Source organism: Streptococcus oralis subsp. dentisani (genome assembly GCF_003944205.1).
GTDB lineage: Bacteria > Bacillota > Bacilli > Lactobacillales > Streptococcaceae > Streptococcus > Streptococcus oralis_BH.
Genome location: NZ_RJPH01000017.1, coordinates 1 through 20,141, shown reverse-complemented (window position 1 = coordinate 20,141; position 20,141 = coordinate 1). Strand labels below are relative to the sequence as shown.

The window sequence follows — 20,141 nt, the reverse complement described above, 5'->3', positions numbered from 1 at the left end:
CAACACGATTCTTATCACAGGTTTTTAGAGAGTAAGGGAATCCAAACATCTATGTCACGTAAAGGTAACAGCCCAGACAACGGTATGATGGAATCTTTCTTTGGCATTTTGAAATCGGAAATGTTTTATGGTTATGAGAAGGCGTTTCAGTCGCTTAAGCAATTGGAACAAGCTATTGTGGACTATATTGATTACTACAACAACAAACGAATTAAGGTCAAACTAAAAGGACTTAGCCCTATGCAATACCGAACTAAATCCTTCGCTTAAATTATTTGTCTAACTTTTTGGGGTCAGTACATTTTGAGAGTTATTATCTACATGATTTGCCTTTTTCTTTTGTCAACCAATATGTGATTCCTGCTGATGAAATTGCTGATAAAATAATCGCTAAAATAACCCATACTCTGTTATTATCCACTGAAATTGGCGCTTCATATGTTTCTTTTTTAGTTTCAATTGGATTAGATAAAAAATTCATCACATTTTGATTGGTCGTTCCACCATCACGAATATTCTTCATAACAGTTTTAAAGGACTCTGCGTAGTCTCTATTCCCTTGAATAACTTCTGCTTCATTAGATATCAGATCATTCGTAGTTGAAATAGTCTTATCAACATTATCTTTAATAGTCTGAACTTGACCAACAAATTGAGTAAATTGATCCTTCATAGTCCCAACTGCTTCGTGATTTTGACTAGTTTCTTTTGAACCAGTAGAGGTAGTAGACACTAATGATTCAATTGAACTATATAAGCGTTTTGATGATTCACTATCATTTATTAATATTCCACTATTAGCATCTGAAGCTGTCTCCGTCACTTCCAATTGTTTCGCTTTCGTTTCTTTCCACTTATCGTACTCAGTTGATAAGGTCTTAATCGAACTGTTATACCAATCAGCTAAGTTTGTAATTTGATTTTTGAAATAATCATTCGGTAACTCAGCTTCAGCCAATTCAGGCAATGCCTCGCTTGATTTTTCTAATGACTCCAAAGAATTTTGAATTTGTTCCAACAAAGCTATACCTGATTCTTTAAATTTAGTAACTTGATCTTCTGACAACTGAGTTGCTATATCATCACGACTGATGTTGCCGTACATATGGTAAACAGAATCTGGTGATAAGGCAGAAAAATTAATAGAGGAACTACTTGGACTTCCATAAATTGCTTGAATCATACCAGTTGTACGATCAATTTTGCTTAATTTATCAAAAATATGTTTTAAATCTTTTTTCACTAAAACATCTGACTCTTCTTTATCACTACGATAAATAGTTTTCTTGATAGGAATTGTAGTTTCACCAATGTGTACTTCAAATGAAATTTCATTTTTCCCATAATGTGGTTCTAAAGTATATTCAACCGTCATAGTATAAAGCTTATCATCTGTTATAGTTTGCTCTCCTCCAACTAAGGTAGCATCTCCTGTAACATAAACTTTAGCTTTAGGAGATAAATATTTTGTCCCTTCAGAACTAGTAGAAACTCCGCTAGCCTCAACTACCGTTGATGATTCAGGCGAACTACTTGATGGTTTTGTCACAGATGCCTCGACAGTTTTAGACTCAGATTGGGGTAATTTAACTGTCAATTCCATCGTTTCTGTTACTTTATCGAGCTTATCATTTTCAATCGATAAAAATTCAAAAACAGGTAATCCACTTATAGAAGTAGCCTTCTTATCAAATTTAGTATAATTCTTAAGTAAATCTATTTTTTCATTATATTCTTTAACTTGATCAGCTGTTAGAACATTGAGTTTCTCCAATTTACTAAATAAAGTTTGGTAATCAGTTGGTTCAATACTAATATCTGTTAGATTTGAACGAATTAAAGTTTGATAAGTTTCAGGCAAATGATTTTCAGTAATCAAACTTTTATTAATCTGATCTACAAGTGTTGCTTTAGCATCCGAAGTAAGGTCCGATTTTAAATCAACATCTTCTTTACCAAAGTAAAAGAGTGATATTTTCTTTTTCTCTGCTTCTAATTCTGTCTTGAGATGTCCAAATTCGGATTTTCTATCTTTTATTTTACCTTGATAATCAACGATAACCTTATGATAATCAACTACTAAATCTTCTAGTTTAGCTTGTTCAGATTTTTCCTCAGCTGTACTATTTCCAAATTGATACAATGATTTAAGCATCGAATCATTTAAACCATCTATAATTTTAGAATTTTCTTCATGCTGTTCTTTCAATGTGTTATTGGTTGTTAAGACATTCTTCTCAAATATACCCTTTTGAAAATCAAAATAAGTTTTAACTTCCGTAAGTTGTTTGTCTAAGCCTATCCCTGTATTATTTAAAAGACTAACAACAGAATCAGAAAAAGCCTTTTGAGAATCTTCATAAGACGAATTCATTTTCTGTAGATTTGAAGCCAAGTCCAAAGTGCTTAACATAGACTGACTTGCTTCGTTTGACGGGCCATAGATATATTGAGAAATTTTTGTATGCGTGCCAGATTGTTCATTTACAATATTATCAACATTTCTTTTAGCATCATCTAGGTTGTTGATAACACTCGAAAAATACATTTTTATAACATTTTGGTTAATAGTATTAAGGTACTCGCCTACTCGTAACTCAACATTCTTAGATTTAACTGGATCTAAATTTGATTTCGTTTTATATGTTATCTTTGCTCTATCAGGATTAAAACTTTCCAGTTGAGCTATTTTTTCTGAAAACTGTTGTTCGATATAAACAATTACATCAACCGACCCATTTTCAAATCGATTTTCAGCAACATTACGAGTCATGACAGTCCATTGATTTGTATTCTCTTTTGATAATAAATTTGTGAAATCATTTCCTAGATTATAGGCGTTGCCATTTAATACGCCTCCAGCATCTTCATTTACCAGAGCAATATTCAATTTACGATCGTTAACCTTATTTGTTACAGAAATCTCTTGATTCTTTAAATAAATAAATGTTGCTCCTGAACCAACCAACAAAGTTACAAAAACACTACTACCTATAATTATTTTTTTCATAGCTAACCTCTCTCATTTATCCTTTTATTATACCACGAATACTAGAGTCAAGCAAGGAGGGCTTATAATCTTTATTCTATTAATAAAACTTACCAATTCGTAACTTGCTTATGCACCAACCTATATACTAAATTTTAGGTGTTTCATTTTTTCACCATATAGAAAATCCTAGAATGAAATTCTAGGATTTGTATGTCATTTTTTGAAGTCTTCTATGGTGAAGTGGTCATAGGTGATTTTTGAAACTTCCTCATCATAACGACTCAAAAAGTCTTGAAATCTACGATCGATGTAGCCAAAGAATAGAACTTCATCTATATCCTCTTTGTTAAAGAAGATAATGTTTTGATTCATAAGCCCTAGTGGAAGACTGACAGCTCCAAAGTTAAAATAACCTTGCTTGCCGTCCTTTTCAGTAACTGGACAATGATTAATAATCATGACAGGCTCCACACCTTCTCTCACTCGAACAACACTTCCAATCGGTAAAGCCGTACGTTCTGACATCAGTTTTCTCCTTCTAAATATCTCTGCGCTTCCTGAACATAAAAGAGTTCTGGATTTTCATGGGCGATGCTTTCAAACAAACTACGGGCACGTTCTTCATCTCCTTTTAATTGAGCATTGAGAGCTCCGTAATAAGAAAACATGATTCGAGCTAGATTACTTTCTGGTTCAGTGGTGTCGAAGTAGTCGTTCACTTCTTTATTGAACACAATATCTTTTATGGCTTGGGCTTGAGCAACGAGTTTAGCCTTACCACCTTTCGAATCTGGTGCCTTGGACAATTGTTCCTCAAAGAAAGCAATATCTTGTGCATCTTGAAGATGAATGGAAACCAACAATTGACCATAAGTTAATCTTAGGAATATGTCTGTACTAAATCTCTTCCAAACTTTTTTTAAATTAATTTTTTCAAAATTTTCTTTCGCAGCTTGAAAATCTCCTTTCAAATAAGTCACTTGTCCCTTAACAAAATGGAAATTTTCTTGGTACGTTGCTCTATAGGGCTTAATAGATTTTTCAGCTTCAACCTTAAACATAGCTTCATATACCTCTAAATCTATAGAATCGTGTAACATTAAATAGATTACCTTATTGGATACAACTCGTAGATATAAAACAAGAATAAGGAATCCCAACATCATTGATATAAATATTAACGACCATAATTTTTCATTACCTTTAGATTCTAGAATCACTGCCAGCACTCCCAAAGATATTCCTAAGACTGAACTAAGCTGACTAATAGTCTCTATTTTAAGTAAGATATCCTCCGTCGCTGAACTGACTATCCTTTTTACTAGTTTCATATATTACTCCCCTTTATTATTAAAAATAGATATTCCAATAAGTATGCTAGTTAACCCTCCTAGTAATTTTAGAGTTCCAAAAGCACCTAACGCAGTTCCAATAACAGGGGCAGCAACCACGCCAAAAACTACAGCTGCTACAGAAAATACAGCTGCGACCGGATGCTCTGCGACATAGTCAAATGTCCTTTGGAGATGATCCACACTTCTCACCCCTGTTTCAGTGGTCGTTTTAACTGTTGCGTAGTCTTGTTTGACCTGATTATGTTCCTTCACATAGGTGACGCGGTAGCCATCTTCTGACTTGGTACCAACCTCAAGAGAGCGATTCTTATAGCCAAAGCCAATGGAAAGGTTGGGCGCAAGTTTGCTATAGCTTGAACTAATCTTGTCTGCTAGACTGAACTCACCCGTTATAGAATAGTCCTTTAGCCCTATCTTCGTCTTATAATTGGGATTTTCATCTAGGAAATCTGTACTCAGTCCCCCTACGCTATACTCTCCTTCTTGACTTAACTTACCATCTTTATATTTAGTGTTAAAAGTGATGGCACTTTCCCCTTTGAAGTGACCTTTTATCTGGATTTTGCTCTTAAGGTAGTGTTGACCATCATCATATACTGTTATCTCCTTCTCAAACGTAACTTCATTCCCTTTCAAGAAATCAATCAGTTCCTGAGGTTTCTTACCGCCATTCCCATGGGAAGCAAGAGAGATCGTTCTACCCAAGGTCTGTAGTTCCTGCTCACTCATCTGGCTCAAGTCAAAGGCTGTTTCTGGATTATAATGTCGAATATAACGGATTAGTTCTTCGTGCAGAGTTTTAGAATTCTCAATCTGTTGATCCCGTAACTTCGTGTCCTGAAAAATCGCAAGGGCTTCCACATTATGATAAGGGTCTGTCATGCTAACAGCTTTGCGAGACCGACTCAAACCACTTGCAATCGTGGAGAGGGTAGTGGTTACACCGCTCCCCAACAGTTCACCATTAAATGATTCCATCCGACTTTCAGTTGTACGAAGAGATTGCAGGGCTTCTTCCTTATGGCTTTTGATATCTGCGGAAGAAGGATTGCTGATGCCAACCATACCCCCAATTGCAGAGTAAGCTATTGTCAGGTCTGGATGGGCAAATTTCATTAGTGACCATTCTACTTAATCTTCATTATAACATTTTCTCATCATATAGAAAATCCTAGAATAGAATCCTAGGATTTGTATGTCATTTTTTGAAATCATCTACACTAAAGTGCTCATAGGTGATTTTTGAGACTTCCTCATCATAACGACTCAAAAAGTCTTGAAATCGACGATCAATGTAACCAAAGAAGAGCACTTCATCAATATCCTCTTTGTTAAAGAAGATAATGTTTTGATTCATAAGCCCTAGTGGAAGACTGACAGCTCCAAAGTCAAAATAACCTTGCTTGCCGTCCTTTTCAGTAACTGGACAATGATTAACAATCATGACAGGCTCCACACCTTCTCTCACTCGAACAACACTTCCAATCGGTAAAGCAGTACGTTCTGACATCAGTTTTCTCCTTCTAAATATTTCTGAGCTTCCTGAACATAAAAGAGTTCTGGATTTTCATGGGCGATGCTTTCAAACAAACTGCTAGCACGAGCTTCATCTCCTTTTAATTGGGCATTGAGAGCTCCATAATAAGAAAACATGATTCGAGCTAACTTATTTTCTGGTTCGGCAGTGTCGAAGTAGTCGTTTGATATTTTATTTAAAACAAGATCCTCTATAGCTTGTATTATGTTTATTGCATTCGTCTGCCTAGTAACCTGAGAATTTGTTCGAACTTTTAATGTAGCTAACATATCGATTTGGTTCGAAATTTCTTCTGTTTTATCAGCATGGATTAGAGACAGAATCTTAAAGTAAGCTATGGATAATTGGATCTCAAATTTCTTATTAAAATTTTTATCCTCAAAATTTATTCGTTCCAAATTATCAAGTGTTTCTTCAAACTTTCCTTGGTAATATGACGCTTGGGCAATAGCTAGTAAACAATTTGCATTATTAAACAGTTGTTGAGACTTGACTGAGTGTTCAGCCACATAACGATAATAACTTATGTGCTTGTCGAAATTAATATCCGTCAAAAAGATATTATCTACAGCTAATTTAACCAGTTTATTATTTAATGAAAGCAGTGTCTCAAACCCAAAACATACTACCGTATAAGTAATGAATTTCATAAAATTCATTTCCCCACCTTTAAATAATTCAACAACCATGCCTATAAATGCTAGACAAACTATAGGAAATAAGCAAATGTATACTATTTTTGTCAAATTATATAATTTTGGAATTTCAAATCCAGATATTTTCAACGAATAGTTATTTAATATTTCTTTCATCATTATCCTCCATTGTAGAACTTAAATATAAAAAGGCGCTCGCTATTACTGGAGCCGCTATCGAGGCTCCAAATCCAAATGTAGATGCACTAACTGTAACACCATAAATTAAAGCACCCATAACAAAAACTGTAGCAACTACTACTTTCCCCGCTTTTAATATCTGTTCTCCATGATCCACACTTCTCACCCCTGTTTCAGTGGTCGTTTTAACTGTTGCGTAGTCTTGTTTGACCTGGTTATGTTCTTTAACATAGGTGACGCGGTAGCCATCTTCTGACTTGGTACCAACCTCAAGAGAGCGATTCTTGTAGCCAAAGCCAATGGAAAGGTTGGGCGCAAGTTTGCTATAGCTTGAACTAATCTTGTCTGCTAGACTGAACTCACCCGTTATAGAATAGTCCTTCAGCCCTATCTTCGTCTTATAATTGGGCTTTTCATCTAGGAAATCTGTACTCAGTCCCCCTACGCTATACTCTCCTTCTTGACTTAACTTACCATCTTTATATTTAGTGTTAAAAGTGATGGCACTTTCCCCTTTGAAGTGACCTTTTATCTGGATTTTACTCTTGAGATAGTGCTGACCATCGTCATATACTGTTATCTCCTTCTCAAACGTAACTTCATTCCCTTTCAAGAAATCAATCAGCTCCTGAGGTTTCTTACCGCCATTCCCATGGGAAGCAAGAGAGATCGTTCTACCCAAAGTCTGGAGATCCTGTTCACTCATCTGGCTCAAGTCAAAGGCCGTTTCTGGATTATAATGTCGAATATAACGGATTAGTTCTTCGTGCAGAGTTTTAGAATTCTCAATCTGTTGATCCCGTAACTTCGTGTCCTTAAAAATTGCAAGGGCTTCCACATTATGATAAGGGTCTGTCATGCCAACAGCTTTGCGAGACCGACTCAAACCACTTGCAATTGTGGAGAGGGTAGTGGTCACACCGCTCCCCAACAGTTCACTATTAAATGATTCCATCCGACTTTCAGTTGTACGAAGAGATTGCAGGGCTTCTTCCTTATGGCTTTTGATATCTGCTGTAGAAGGATTGCTGATGCCAACCATACCTCCAATTGCAGAGTAAGCTATTGTCAGGCCTGGATGGGCAGGTTATATCAGTGACCAGTCTACCTAATCTTCATTATAACATTTTCTCACCATATAGAAAATCCTAGAATAGAATCCTAGGATTTGTATGTCATTTTTTGAAATCATCTACACTAAAGTGCTCATAGGTGATTTTTGAGACTTCCTCATCATAACGACTCAAAAAGTCTTGAAATCGACGATCAATGTAACCAAAGAAGAGCACTTCATCAATATCCTCTTTGTTAAAGAAGATAATGTTTTGATTAATAAGCCCTAGTGGAAGACTGACCGCTCCAAAATCAAAAAAACCTTGCTTGCCGTCCTTTTCAGTTTATCAAAACAACCTCATACTACTCCTTCATTATTTATTTTTTTAGTAACGAAAGTTTTCACAAGCTGTTAATAAAAACCAGACCTATTTATCGCTAGAAATGAACTCTTCTAATCTTGTGATAAACTCTTTCTCAAACTCTGTTACGTGAGCTTTAAATAACACCTGATCAATTTTCTCAGCATCAAACAAATACATTGACTGAGAATCTTCAAACCCTTGAGGATTTAGGACCCCAGAATAATCAAAAACTTTCCCTTCACTATTCTGTTGATAACGCCCGACAATCATAATAGGTTGAGTCCCATTCTTTAATAAAACAGTTGTTCCCAGTGGCAACCAATTTTTATTCATCTCTATTTCTCCAATTCTTTATTATATTATAAATAAAATGTATCAGTAGTACTACTAAAAATAAGAATAAAGGTCGTAATGATACCAAGCTTACACCTATAACAAGGAAGGCTGATAAAAAATAAATAATAGACGCCTCTATCTTGGAAGGTCTTCTAGCCTCTGGAAGCATATCTGAATGTTCCTGCGTTATAGATGAGCGATCAGTGAATTGATAAAAGAAACGATATCTTGCAGATAAAGAATCAATATCTAAAAAGTCATATCCCCTAATATAATCAACTACAAACAACATCAGTAAATTATCAATTTCGTCAATATTTTCAGTATAGAGAGAAAAATTTCTCTTTCCAGCAATGGCAATATTACTTGCAGCATAAACGGCAATCGGAATGCCATCTTTTGTGACAGGTAGAATATCTCCTTTACTACCTGAACTTACACACGTCATTTCATAGTTATTTAAATTGGATTGAAAAACTCCATGCCAGTATGCTTGTTCCCATAAGTGACCAAATCTTTCTTCTTCAGAATAAATCAAATCCTTATTTAACCCTCTAGCGACTATTCTTTTCTTTGGAGAAATGAATTCTGATTCTTTCAAGACAAGAATTTCTAAATCTGTTGCATATAGACGGTATCCTGCCTCTTCTTGAACGATTTCAATCCTTTCAGTCCAATGTTCTTCATCAGGTAGTTTTGACTGAAAAATTAATCCCTCTGAGTTTCCCCGTAATTGTAATTGTATTTCCATGTTTTACCACCCTATTGATAAGCCCCAGCCAAATGGTCCTGGTTTCATTTTTGCCTCTGCTTTTTCAGTTGTTACTCCCACTTTTGCCCTAGCAGAAACACCCACTCCGGCAGAAGCACTTACATCAATCGTAAGACCAAATATTTTAAATCCAGCTTTAGCTTCTCCTTCTACAATATAAGCATCAGCTCCCGTCTCTAATTGGACTCCTCCCTTTAGTTTTCCTTCCCTATTAGTAAAAAAACCAATTTCTCCGCTTGCATCTGCCGAAGCTGTATATGCAGAGCCAGAAAGTTTTGCATGGATATCGTTACTATCATCTCCCCAGCGAGCATGCCCTTCCGCCTCAGCGCCAGTAATTTTAGCTTTAGCTTTAGCTCCAATGCCATATTTTTGAGAATTTTTTTTATTTTTTGAGACATCTTTCTTACCTTCTTTAGCAGAAGCTAATGATTTGATTACACCAGCAGAAACATCTGCCTTAAGTACCGAAACTTCTCCGCCTAAATTCGTATCACCTGCAGTAGTTTTCCCAGCATAAGCTTCAAATCCCATATCTAAATCAGAAAAATCATCATCAACCACAACTCCCGGTGGAAGCTTCTTAACTTTTTCTCCGCTATACTTAGACTCAGCTAATCGTTTGGCTAAATCATTCTGTAACTCGACTTTCTTTCTTCCACTATGCACGGCCTTAGTATATTCTGCAACATCGTTTTTAAAACTTGTACTACGATAATAAGTTCTTGCCGCGTATTCGGTAAATGGAGTACTTGAATGAAGGGCGAGAAACTTTAATTGCTTATTTTGAACATTTATCAAATCTGTAAAGCTACTATCTCCAACAAGTTGATTAAAAGTTTCCATATTCTTTATGGTATCATCTAAACTCTTGACTGCTTGATTATAGCTCGTATTCACACTATCCAAGCTTGGATTCGTTAACGTTAGGATATCACTTATCCCTGCATAGATATTTTTCGTCTTACTGGAACTGCTCTTTAGTCCCTCGATCGGATCTTTCATCCGTTGCTTGATGCGTTCTAGGTATTCTGTCTTAATAATGGCACTGTTGTCGGTCTCTGACACCGTGTCTTGAAAGAGCTTCACAAGTCCATCATAGCGACTGACAATGCTATCTAGGGCATTGACATAGTTATCAACCTTCAGTTACATTCCTAAATATTTTTGGAATAGCCTACCAATAATTCTAAATATTCTAAGCCGTTTTTGGGAACCACGTGATAAAAAGGGGTTACCATCTCCAATTCATTTTCTTCCAGTGCTATTATTAATTTTGCATATTCTATTTCTGTCAAAGTCTTAAGGTCTCCTTTAATAATCGTTTTTAGTAAATTGCTAATTTCAAAATAAGTTGAAAAATTATAACCTTTTAAACTAAATAAATCGTTGGATATAGGCATAAATAACTCAATTTCTATTACTTCATTTAACGGAACGTTATTCAAACTGTAAAAGAACGGGCCTTTTAATTGATAGCCCGCTTCTACAATACCTTTTATAAACTGTTCCAAATGCTCTTCCATCTCACTGTAATGAAATGATAGTCTCTGTCTAACCACATTTTGAAACGCAATTTTATTAACTTTGACAACACTTTCTGGTAGTTTCATCAATCTTTTTCAACCTCACAATACATGTCAATTACATGATCTCCATAAAGATCCAATACGACATGAATAATATTTACTAATTTAAATCCTAACTTTGAAATTTCTTTTTCGATTTCTTCATATGGGATTGGCTCTTCTTGATTATAATGGCGATAATAAAAATCGGTTGTAAAATTTAATGATTCCTGAAAGAAAATACCCGAAGTATTTTCTCCCTTTATCTTAAGTTTATTCCCAACTGTTGTAAATACAAGAACATCTTGAACAGTTTTCATTGGATTGTAACTGTAAAATATTGGACCATCTGCATAAAATCCGTTTTGTATCATCTGGAGTTTAAACCCCTTAGAATCTGAGATTAAACGCTCAAAGAAAGTAGCTTGGGGATTTAATTCCAATCTAAAACCAATTAAATTTGTAAGGCTTAATTCTCTTTTTTTAAAATTCATTTTTTCTTTCCTTTTTTGAATCTAGTATTTACTTTTTTTATGACATGAAGAATAAAACTTCCCAAAATATCCAGCCCTACTGAGATGATAAATATTCTGATAAGCCAAAGCATCCAACGTGTTTGATTAATGAATGCATTGACGGAGGCAATTTCCCCATCAATGTAAATAATAAAAAGAAGAAAAAATATTTCAAGAGGAATGCGAATTTTAGCTTTCTTCAGACTAAATTCTTTAAATAAATTTCTGAATAAATTTCTAAAACTGACCTCTCCGTCCGGTTCTGTTTCCCAATATTCCTTGCTTTGAGTTTTAAGATATAAAAGATAGGCTACTTCAATAATCAATTGGGGGAAAGCATAACAGTAAAGGAGTGTACTTGTAATACCTAAAACCATAGCAAACTTCCCTAAAAAAGCACTAGTTAACAATACTAACATAAAAATAATGAGAATAGATTCTTGACTGTAGGCACTAGATTTGGCAAAGTAATTTCTCACCGTTCGACTTGCAGAAAAACCGATTTTCAGTTGTCGCATCAACCAAAAATATTGATAAATAAAGCCACAAACTGTAGAGAATACTAAAAACAAAATGACTGGTATTGACGATTCATTAAACTCTTGAAAGCCATTATTATTGACTGTAAACAAAATATAACACGTTAGCATTAACGATAAGAAAATTCCTATATACGATAATAGTAATAAAATAGTTGATAAAATTTGTTTACGATAAATAAAACTCATCCCTAGTGGAATCACAGTTGCCACTATAAGATAGACCGAATATAATAAAATAAAATTAAAAAATATGTTCGATGACTTTTGCAGACCAAAATCAATTAGGTATAGCTCTACTCCAAAGATGACTGCTCCTGTAAATGAAATCAATATCATACTTGCAGATGCGCGAGTATTCGCTAAGCTTTTAAAATATGCTTTATTTAATTCTTCCACTTCTTTCACTGTTTTTTCTTTCCTTTTTTGAATCCAGTTTTTAATCTTTTCATCATAGATAGAATAAAGCTCCCCAAAATATCCAGTCCTATTGCATAGATGAACAATTTGACACTCCAGACCAGCCAAATAGGTCGCTTAATGCTCTCATCTGAATAACCACTATAATTAATAATCCCTAATAATATTGCAAAAGCTACCATCTCAAGTGGGATACGAATTTTTGCTTTCTTTAAACTGAAACCCTTAAATAAATCTCGAAAAGTCTCTTTTTTCGTAGGCACATCTTCCCAATACTCCTTGCTCTGAATTTTTAGGTATAAAAGGTAGGCAACTTCTGTAATCAATTGAGAAAATGCATAGCTGAAAAGAAGAGCTCCAAGAATTCCAAAAATAAGTATCAATTTACCTGAAAGAAGACCGCCTAGCATAGAAACTATAAAAATAATAAGGAGAGAGTTCTTACTATAAGCACTGGATTTTGCAAAATAATTACCCATTGTTCTATTGATAGAAAAACCTTTTTTTAACTCTCTTTTTAGCCAAAAATACTGATAAATAAAACTTAAAATTGTACAAATAACTAAAAATGGAATAAAAATTGGAGAATATAGAAAGAATCCTATAGTGAATTCCTTCGTTGAAATAGAAGTCACTATAAGTAAAAGCATCATCAACTGCAGAGAAAAGTATATGACCATATAGACTAGTAGCAGAAAAATTGTTGACAAAATTTGCTTCTTATATACAAAGAAACCAACTAATGGAATGAAAAATGCAATAATAAGGTAGAAACAAGAAATCAAGAGTAAATCAAAGAACCAATTCATAAATGGATTTATTATAGCGACTGTGTCAAAATAGTAATAAAAAGCGAAAATTTCTAGTGCTAATATAAATACTCCTGTCCATGAAATAACCAGCATACTTGCAGATGCGCGAGTATTCGCTAAACTTTTAAAATATGCTTTATTTAATTCATCAATTTCTTTCACTGTTTTTTCTTTCCTTTTTTGAATCCAGTTTTTAATCTTTTCATCATAGATAGAATAAAGCTCCCCAAAATATCCAATCCTATCAAAATTATAAATATTCTCCCAAACCAAATAAGCCAAAGGGGGGTGTATGAACTAGGACTAAAATAGCCTATATTATACATAATACCTAGGAATATTGAACAAAACAAAATCTCAAGGAAAATTCTAATCTTTGCTTTCTTCAAACTGAAATCCTTAAATAAATTTCGAAAAGTCTCTTTTTTCTTAGGTACATCCTCCCAATACTCCTTGCTTTGAGTTTTTAGATATAAAAGATAGGCAACTTCTGTGATGAGTTGGGAGAAGCCATAACTAAAAAGTACCGCTGTAAGAATTCCTAAAACTAGCGCAAACTTACCAGAAAGAACACCGCCTAGCATGGAAACTGTAAAAATAATGAGAAGAGAATTATTATTGTGGGCACTAGATTTCGCAAAATAATTACCCATTGTTCTATTGGTGGAAAAACCTTTTTTTAACTCTCTTTTTAGCCAAAAATAGTGATAAACAAAACCAACAACTGTACAGATTAACAAAAAAGGAATGGTGTATAATGAACGTTCGTTATATTCTTGCAAATTAGTCCCTGAATAAACAAGAATAATATAAGATATAAGTATCAAGGATAAAAAAATACCTATATAAGATAAAAGTAATAATATGGTTGATAAAATCTGTCTACGATAAATAAATGTCATTCCTAGCGGAATAAAGGTTGCCACGACAAGATAAATAACATAAATCAAAACAAAATCAAAAAAGTAATTTTCCAAAGGATTTATTCCGTAGCCTTTAACAAAATAAAAATATTGGAAAAGCAGAAACAATGCCGAAGCGAAGGCTCCTGTAAACGAAATAAACATCATACTTGCAGATGCGCGAGTATTCGCTAAGCTTTTAAAATATGCTTTATTTAATTCTTCAACTTCTTTCACTGTATTTTTTCCCATATTAACCTCCAAACATAGAACTTACTACATTACCTATACTATTTCCTATACTATCTCCTATACCCTTCCCAAAATCTTTTATCGTATCAACTACACTCTTACCAACAAATGGTAACTTAACATGATTAAGAGCATAATTGATAGCAATTCCTGCACCCGCTCCTATTACTGTTCCTAACGGAGGTAAGAAGGCCGAACCAATGGCAGCACCCAATCCAGCAGCTGCAGCACCTGATCCAATATCAACGGCTGAATCAATCGTAAAGTCCCGCGCTTCTTTGGCCGAGATACCATCAGACATATCCACATTCTCCCTAAAATTATTATAGATATTTATAGCTGTTAAAATTCCTCCAGCTAATTTAAATGCCTTACCAACTTTCCCTACTTCTTTCCACCCTTTAAAATCATTTAGTGGATTAACAGACTCTTTGAAACCGCTCCATCCTGCTTTACCCATTTCTTTCATACGAGCAACACCTTGCAAATTACCTGAATAGTGGTAATTTTCTAGATCAATTCCTGAAGCATTTTGGAAATTGCGACCATGCCTGTATAAATTGTTAGTAGAAGATTTGAAAATAAACTTATTGCCCCATCTCATTCTTCCTTGGCTATCCATTGTTATTTTTATACCATTAAGAAAAATATTTGCTCCTCGATAGGTAATGATAGCTTCTCCCATTGACTTAATATAATCTAAAACATCTTTTGCTTCAGGAGGAGTTAAACCAAAAGTTTCACTAATTTTTGATACAGAAATTTTTTTTTGCTGTTCTGAGACTACCTTCCCACTATACTTAGACTCGGCAAGTTGTTTTGCGAGAGCATTTTGGTACTTCACAGCTTTGGAGTTGCTATGGATAGCTGTGTGTATCTCTGAAACTGAATTTTTAAACTGAGTTCGATTATAATAATTTCTCGATACGCGGTCCCCATATGGAAGAGGGGCATAGCCTGATAGTGTAGCGATTTCACTATTTTGCATATCTATAAGGTCAAAAGTATCTGTCTTTAAAAGAACACTATTAAAAGCTTCCATGTTCTTTATGGTATCATCTAAACTCTTGACTGCTTGATTGTAGCTTGTATTTACACTATCCAAACTAGGATTCGTTAACGTTAGGATATCACTTATCCCTGAATAGATATTTTTCGTCTTACTGGAACTGCTCTTTAGTCCCTCGATCGGATCTTTCATCCGTTGCTTGATGCGTTCTAGGTATTCTGTCTTAATAATGGCACTGTTGTCAGTCTCTGACACCGTGTCTTGAAAGAGCTTCACAAGTCCATCATAGCGACTGACAATGCTATCTAGGGCATTGACATAGTTATCAACCAGTGGTATCTGATAGTTGGTCACCTTCTGGTTAATGGCATCCTTCACTGCTCCTTTAAGGCTATCGGTTGAAACGACCTCTGATAGACGACTTCTCGAAACAGATAGCTGCTCCTTGATACTATTTACCGAAATAACTAACAACTCTTTTTGAACTCGAACTTCGGATACATCAATCTTCATTCACTTCCTCCTCTGCGTAAACACTGGAAATCAATCCTGCGTCTAGATAGTCCTTACGCAGAGCTTCTTGGCAGTAGTGTTCATCCACGGTATCCGAATACCCTTCTGATACTACTCTCTTAATCAAGAGATTGCTTAAAAACAAGGGTGAAGTGTCAAAGCGTAATCCAAATGGATAGCCATGACCGATGTAGTCCACATAATGGCCATTTGCCAAATCAACTCGACGACCTGAAAGAACTACAAAAAAGTCCATCTGTTCGCTTTCAAATGACTCAACCAAGTCCTTAGGAAGAAGTTCACGATCAAGTTCGACAACACTACCTAAAGGATAGATACGACTTAAACAGAGATCTACATAGGAAGCATACTGGATAAAAACTGAACGAGGTAAGGTGACTTCTTCCTGGAGACGCCGAATCCGCACGAGTTCTTTTTCATAGAAAAACTCCAACGGCGCCCCTATCATTGGATGATAATGATAACTAGGCTCGTCATTCATAAAAGCTATATAACACGCTCTAAAAACATCTGGATGTCCTGATAAGGTCATCGCTACCGCTGTCAATACTTCCGGCTCCTTTTCAGATAGATTACATCAGTGACCATTCTACTTATTCTTTATTATAACATTTTCTCACCATATAGAAAATCCTAGAATGGAATCCTAGGATTTGTATGTCATTTTTTGAAGTCTTCTACGATGAAGTGGTCATAGGTGATTTTTGAGACTTCCTTCTTTTTGGGTTCTACCAACTTTTAATCTTTTTTAGCTCGTATCCCTACCATGATATCTGTGTATAAAACATCATTTATCTTACTTGAAATATAAAATACGGGTGTAGATTCTTCTAAGTCATTATCAAGCAATAATTTGGTTAGCACGTATATCCCCTTATCAAAGTCAACAGCTTCCTCTCCAGTAACTCTTACTCCTGCCATTCGAGGAACCAAAAAATAACTGTTATAGGCTGTCCCTTCCATTATCTCTTCTTTTCCTAGATAATACTCATGAACGGGAAGATAGACTGTGATGTTGTAAGTTCCATCTTCCAATTCTCCGATATGGGGGCATGAGTAAAATGGATTGCTTTTAGGTGTATATCCAGCCGCTACAGCTGTTTGAATCATGTCTTGAAAGGCTACTTCAATCTCATCACCGACAATATTATAGTTCACACTCAAGACATTACTCATCATTAAGGATTGATTCATACCATATGTAATTTCTGCCATTTTACTTCTCCACTGGGATAATCAAATCCACAAACAAATCATCATAAACAGGTATCAACACTAGGTATAACTTATCTTGCAATTCCCAACCATGATCACGAATATAAGCTTTCATCTCCTCAATTGTTTCATCCAAGCTACCATCAAATAGAACCCGCTTGCTAATTCCTTCTATATCTAGAGATGCCTGATAATCCAGTTGACTTGTTGGCTCTGCTTCAGATATAACTGGAATATAGACTCCCACATCTTGCTTTTCTTCGTTAAATTGAGTTGGAGTCATTTCAAAAATGGTCGGACCATCTTTATAAATACCATCAGTATAGGGAAGGAGTTCTGTATGAACAAATAACTCCAATAGTTCGTCCGCTTGAATCTGGACCTGGTCTGTCATCAAATGGCTCATATGTAGCTGTATTTCTTTAATCATCTTTAGTTACCTTTCTACTAAATCTATCTCTGTCAAATTCTCTGTTTGAAATCATATCTGGGTTTACTTTTATATGCTTGATTGAAGTCTCTTCCTCAACATCATGACGGTGTTGGTAGGCATAGATAATTATAAACCATGTTTGATATAAAGCAGAGCCAAAAATCATTAACAATAAGGATACTCCCCACCCCATTAAAAAATCATATCCAATGATAGCTAGAAAAATAAAGCAAAGAGATAAAAGTATTATCGGTCCTACTACAAAATTAAGCATAATTTTTCCAGCCTTCTCCGAGATAATTTCTTCAGAGTCCAAGTCAACCAAACAGCTCATGACGATAATAATTACAAGCGCGTAGATAAGGGGGAGAGATAACTTTAGAACAATAAAGTTATGGTCCCCACTCAAACTACTAAATCCAATAATGGTATAAACATGACCAGTCAAATACATGAGATAGGTTCCAAAACTGGTTAAAATCCCTCGCTTAAGATCTAGTAAAAATACTAGATTTAAAACCCAAACAACAATCCCTGTAATAAGCAATGTTTGATACAAAGAGGGATTGTTGAGAACCTCTAATCCTCCTGCAAAAAACGCCAAAAAGGATATAGGATATAAAATAAAAATCCCATTTAACACCCCCCAAAGAGGAACTGGTCCCTTTATTCTACTTCTTTGAAACTCAAAATATTTTTTGATTCTTTCAATAATCATTTAAACCATCCTCTCATGCCTTTGATCAGGCTATTGGCACCTTTTTTAAGGTTATCTGTAATTTTAAAGCGTTTATCCAGCTCGCTAAGACCCCATCCAACAAAAGCTGCTGTTCCTATTGCCACAGCTCCTGTTAACCACGCAGGAGCTGTAGCAATGCCTACCGCACCTGCTACAAACCCTGCAAATGCTGCTCCTGCGCTCGCTGCTCCTGTTGCTGCAACAGTTGTTCCCGCTGCCTTGGCCGCATCTATCACAAAACCTGTTGTCACACTTGCCTTAACTTCATTTCCTCTTAGACCTTGACGTTTGGCCTCTTTTTCATTTTCGCTGATTTTTGAGAAAGTATCAACCACATCTAAAGCAACACCAACAACTGCAGCTCCTTTTAAAAACTTACCAAACTTAGTAGCTGATTTAACATTTTTTAGTCCTTCTTTAGCAGACTCAACTAAGCCTTTTCCTCCACCAGCTTTACTAGATTTCCAGACATTTTTTAAAGCGCCTTTAAAAGTCACTTCTTTGATGAATTCTTCTTTTAACAAACTATTTGTTGTTTTTACTAGACTTCCTCCAACTTTAAAGATTTTGTGGACCATCTTAGTATTTTCATCAAAAGTAGCTAGAACATTCCTTAATCCCTCATTATAACGTGTATTACCAAGCTTCGCAAATAAAGACTCAAACGCTTTAGTAGGCTTACCATTACTATAAAGAGCTATAGCATAGGATTTATTCTGATTAAGTTTCTTATTAAGCTTCAAAAATTCATCTAATTTATTCCAAAATAAAGTCGTATCCTTGTAAACAATTACATTTCCGAATCTATCTTTCTTAAAACGATAAGCAGCATATAAAGCTGGCAAAATAGATTTTAAATGTTTTTTATAGTCCTTACTATTTTTATATAAATCACTCTTTGTGACATTTTTATAAACATTAAATAATGAATCTATTAAGTTCTCATTTTCGGCCACCGTCCCACTATACTTAGACTCGGCAAGCTGTTTTGCGAGAGCATTTTGGTACTTCACAGCTTTGGAGTTGCTATGGATAGCTGTGTGTATCTCTGAAACTGAATTTTTAAACTGAGTTCGATTATAATAATTTCTCGATACGCGGTCTCCATATGGAAGAGGGGCATAGCCTGATAGTGTAGCGATTTCACTATTTTGCATATCGATAAGGTCAAAAGTATCCGTCTTTAAAAGAACACTATTAAAAGCTTCCATGTTCTTTATGGTATCATCTAAACTCTTGACTGCTTGATTGTAGCTTGTATTTACACTATCCAAACTAGGATTCGTTAACGTTAGGATATCACTTATCCCTGCATAGATATTTTGTGTCTTACTGGAACTGCTCTTTAATCCCTCGATCGGATCTTTCATCCGTTGCTTGATGCGTTCTAGGTATTCTGTCTTAATAATGGCACTGTTNTCNGTCTCTGACACNGTGTCTTGNAAGAGCTTCACAAGTCCATCATAACGACCGACAATGCTATCTAGGGCATTGACATAGTTATCAACCAGTGGTATCTGATAGTTGGTCACCTTCTGGTTAATGGCATCCTTCACTGCCCCTTTAAGACTATCGGTTGAAACGACCTCTGATAGACGACTTCTCGAAACAGATAGCTGTTCCTTGATACTATTTACCGAAATAACTAACAACTCTTTTTGAACTCGAACTTCGGATACATCAATCTTCATTCACTTCCTCCTCTGCGTAAACACTGGAAATCAGTCCTGCGTCTAGATAGTCCTTACGCAGAGCTTCTTGGCAGTAGTGTTCATCCGCGGTATCCGAATACCCTTCTGATACTACTCTCTTAATCAAGAGATTGCTTAAAAACAAGGGTGAAGTGTCAAAGCGTAATCCAAATGGATAGCCATGACCAATGTAGTCCACATAATGGCCATTTGCCAAATCAACTCGACGACCTGAAAGAACTACAAAAAAGTCCATCTGCTCGCTT

Annotated in this window: 23 protein-coding genes and 1 pseudogene; 1 reads left to right on the top strand and 23 read right to left on the bottom strand. The window is 35.3% G+C overall.

Annotated elements, in window-relative coordinates; translation table 11 throughout:
* Positions 1-270, top strand: a 270-nt coding sequence (locus tag D8805_RS09250) for an IS3 family transposase (protein ID WP_142999746.1), incomplete at its 5' end; no start/stop codon positions are given.
* Positions 271-313: 43 nt separating this feature from the next.
* Here the strand turns inward: D8805_RS09250 and esaA are convergent.
* From esaA to D8805_RS09130, 23 genes and pseudogenes are all read right to left on the bottom strand, one after another.
* Positions 314-3,010, bottom strand: coding sequence for a type VII secretion protein EsaA (gene esaA, locus D8805_RS09245; protein WP_125416978.1), 2,697 nt, complete (start codon positions 3,008-3,010; stop codon positions 314-316).
* A 195-nt stretch (positions 3,011-3,205) separates the two neighbouring features.
* Positions 3,206-3,517 (bottom strand): DUF4176 domain-containing protein, encoded by a 312-nt coding sequence (locus tag D8805_RS09240; RefSeq protein ID WP_125416976.1) that lies wholly within the window; start codon positions 3,515-3,517, stop codon positions 3,206-3,208.
* Positions 3,517-4,323: a hypothetical protein gene (locus D8805_RS09235; protein WP_260469932.1), complete on the bottom strand. Its 807-nt coding sequence runs from the start codon at positions 4,321-4,323 to the stop codon at positions 3,517-3,519. The genes D8805_RS09240 and D8805_RS09235 overlap by 1 nt, the downstream gene beginning before the upstream one ends.
* 3 nt (positions 4,324-4,326) lie before the next feature.
* Positions 4,327-5,463, bottom strand: a complete 1,137-nt coding sequence (locus tag D8805_RS09230) for a hypothetical protein (RefSeq protein WP_125416974.1) — start codon at positions 5,461-5,463, stop codon at positions 4,327-4,329.
* Positions 5,464-5,545: 82 nt separating this feature from the next.
* The gene (locus D8805_RS09225; RefSeq protein WP_125416972.1) at positions 5,546-5,857 is read right to left on the bottom strand and encodes a DUF4176 domain-containing protein; all 312 of its coding nucleotides are present in this window, start codon (positions 5,855-5,857) and stop codon (positions 5,546-5,548) included.
* A complete protein-coding gene (locus tag D8805_RS09220; protein WP_125416970.1) occupies positions 5,857-6,699 on the bottom strand; it encodes a hypothetical protein in 843 nt (280 codons plus the stop codon). Before D8805_RS09220 ends, D8805_RS09225 begins: the two co-directional genes overlap by 1 nt.
* Positions 6,677-7,762, bottom strand: coding sequence for a hypothetical protein (locus tag D8805_RS09215; protein WP_260469930.1), 1,086 nt, complete (start codon positions 7,760-7,762; stop codon positions 6,677-6,679). Before D8805_RS09215 ends, D8805_RS09220 begins: the two co-directional genes overlap by 23 nt.
* A 133-nt stretch (positions 7,763-7,895) precedes the next feature.
* Positions 7,896-8,096: pseudogene (locus D8805_RS09210) on the bottom strand (DUF4176 domain-containing protein); the annotation flags it as partial.
* Positions 8,097-8,201: 105 nt separating this feature from the next.
* Positions 8,202-8,471 (bottom strand): DUF4176 domain-containing protein, encoded by a 270-nt coding sequence (locus tag D8805_RS09205; RefSeq protein ID WP_001039458.1) that lies wholly within the window; start codon positions 8,469-8,471, stop codon positions 8,202-8,204.
* On the bottom strand, positions 8,464-9,225 hold the full coding sequence (locus D8805_RS09200; RefSeq protein WP_125416967.1) for a hypothetical protein: 762 nt from the start codon (positions 9,223-9,225) through the stop codon (positions 8,464-8,466). The genes D8805_RS09205 and D8805_RS09200 overlap by 8 nt, the downstream gene beginning before the upstream one ends.
* 3 nt (positions 9,226-9,228) lie before the next feature.
* A complete protein-coding gene (locus tag D8805_RS10325) occupies positions 9,229-10,359 on the bottom strand; it encodes an LXG domain-containing protein (RefSeq protein ID WP_260469933.1) in 1,131 nt (376 codons plus the stop codon).
* 44 nt (positions 10,360-10,403) lie between these two features.
* Positions 10,404-10,859 (bottom strand): DUF5085 family protein, encoded by a 456-nt coding sequence (locus D8805_RS09185; RefSeq protein WP_125416965.1) that lies wholly within the window; start codon positions 10,857-10,859, stop codon positions 10,404-10,406.
* Entirely contained in the window at positions 10,859-11,308 is a 450-nt protein-coding gene (locus D8805_RS09180; RefSeq protein ID WP_125416963.1) for a hypothetical protein, read from the bottom strand. The genes D8805_RS09185 and D8805_RS09180 overlap by 1 nt, the downstream gene beginning before the upstream one ends.
* The gene (locus D8805_RS09175) at positions 11,305-12,276 is read right to left on the bottom strand and encodes a hypothetical protein (protein WP_125416961.1); all 972 of its coding nucleotides are present in this window, start codon (positions 12,274-12,276) and stop codon (positions 11,305-11,307) included. The genes D8805_RS09180 and D8805_RS09175 overlap by 4 nt, the downstream gene beginning before the upstream one ends.
* Positions 12,273-13,262, bottom strand: coding sequence for a hypothetical protein (locus D8805_RS09170; RefSeq protein WP_125416959.1), 990 nt, complete (start codon positions 13,260-13,262; stop codon positions 12,273-12,275). The genes D8805_RS09175 and D8805_RS09170 overlap by 4 nt, the downstream gene beginning before the upstream one ends.
* Entirely contained in the window at positions 13,259-14,254 is a 996-nt protein-coding gene (locus tag D8805_RS09165) for a hypothetical protein (protein WP_125416957.1), read from the bottom strand. Before D8805_RS09165 ends, D8805_RS09170 begins: the two co-directional genes overlap by 4 nt.
* A gap of 1 nt (position 14,255) precedes the next feature.
* On the bottom strand, positions 14,256-15,776 hold the full coding sequence (locus tag D8805_RS10320; protein ID WP_260469928.1) for an LXG domain-containing protein: 1,521 nt from the start codon (positions 15,774-15,776) through the stop codon (positions 14,256-14,258).
* Entirely contained in the window at positions 15,766-16,344 is a 579-nt protein-coding gene (locus tag D8805_RS09155; protein WP_260469927.1) for a DUF4176 domain-containing protein, read from the bottom strand. The genes D8805_RS10320 and D8805_RS09155 overlap by 11 nt, the downstream gene beginning before the upstream one ends.
* A 191-nt stretch (positions 16,345-16,535) precedes the next feature.
* Positions 16,536-17,012, bottom strand: a complete 477-nt coding sequence (locus D8805_RS09150) for a DUF5085 family protein (RefSeq protein ID WP_125416955.1) — start codon at positions 17,010-17,012, stop codon at positions 16,536-16,538.
* A gap of 1 nt (position 17,013) precedes the next feature.
* The gene (locus D8805_RS09145) at positions 17,014-17,442 is read right to left on the bottom strand and encodes a hypothetical protein (RefSeq protein WP_038804217.1); all 429 of its coding nucleotides are present in this window, start codon (positions 17,440-17,442) and stop codon (positions 17,014-17,016) included.
* Positions 17,435-18,163, bottom strand: coding sequence for a hypothetical protein (locus tag D8805_RS09140; RefSeq protein WP_125416953.1), 729 nt, complete (start codon positions 18,161-18,163; stop codon positions 17,435-17,437). The genes D8805_RS09145 and D8805_RS09140 overlap by 8 nt, the downstream gene beginning before the upstream one ends.
* A complete protein-coding gene (locus D8805_RS09135; protein WP_125416951.1) occupies positions 18,160-19,875 on the bottom strand; it encodes a T7SS effector LXG polymorphic toxin in 1,716 nt (571 codons plus the stop codon). The genes D8805_RS09140 and D8805_RS09135 overlap by 4 nt, the downstream gene beginning before the upstream one ends.
* A partial coding sequence (locus D8805_RS09130; RefSeq protein WP_125416949.1) for a DUF4176 domain-containing protein occupies positions 19,865-20,141 on the bottom strand: 277 nt, incomplete at its 5' end. The genes D8805_RS09130 and D8805_RS09135, both read right to left, overlap by 11 nt.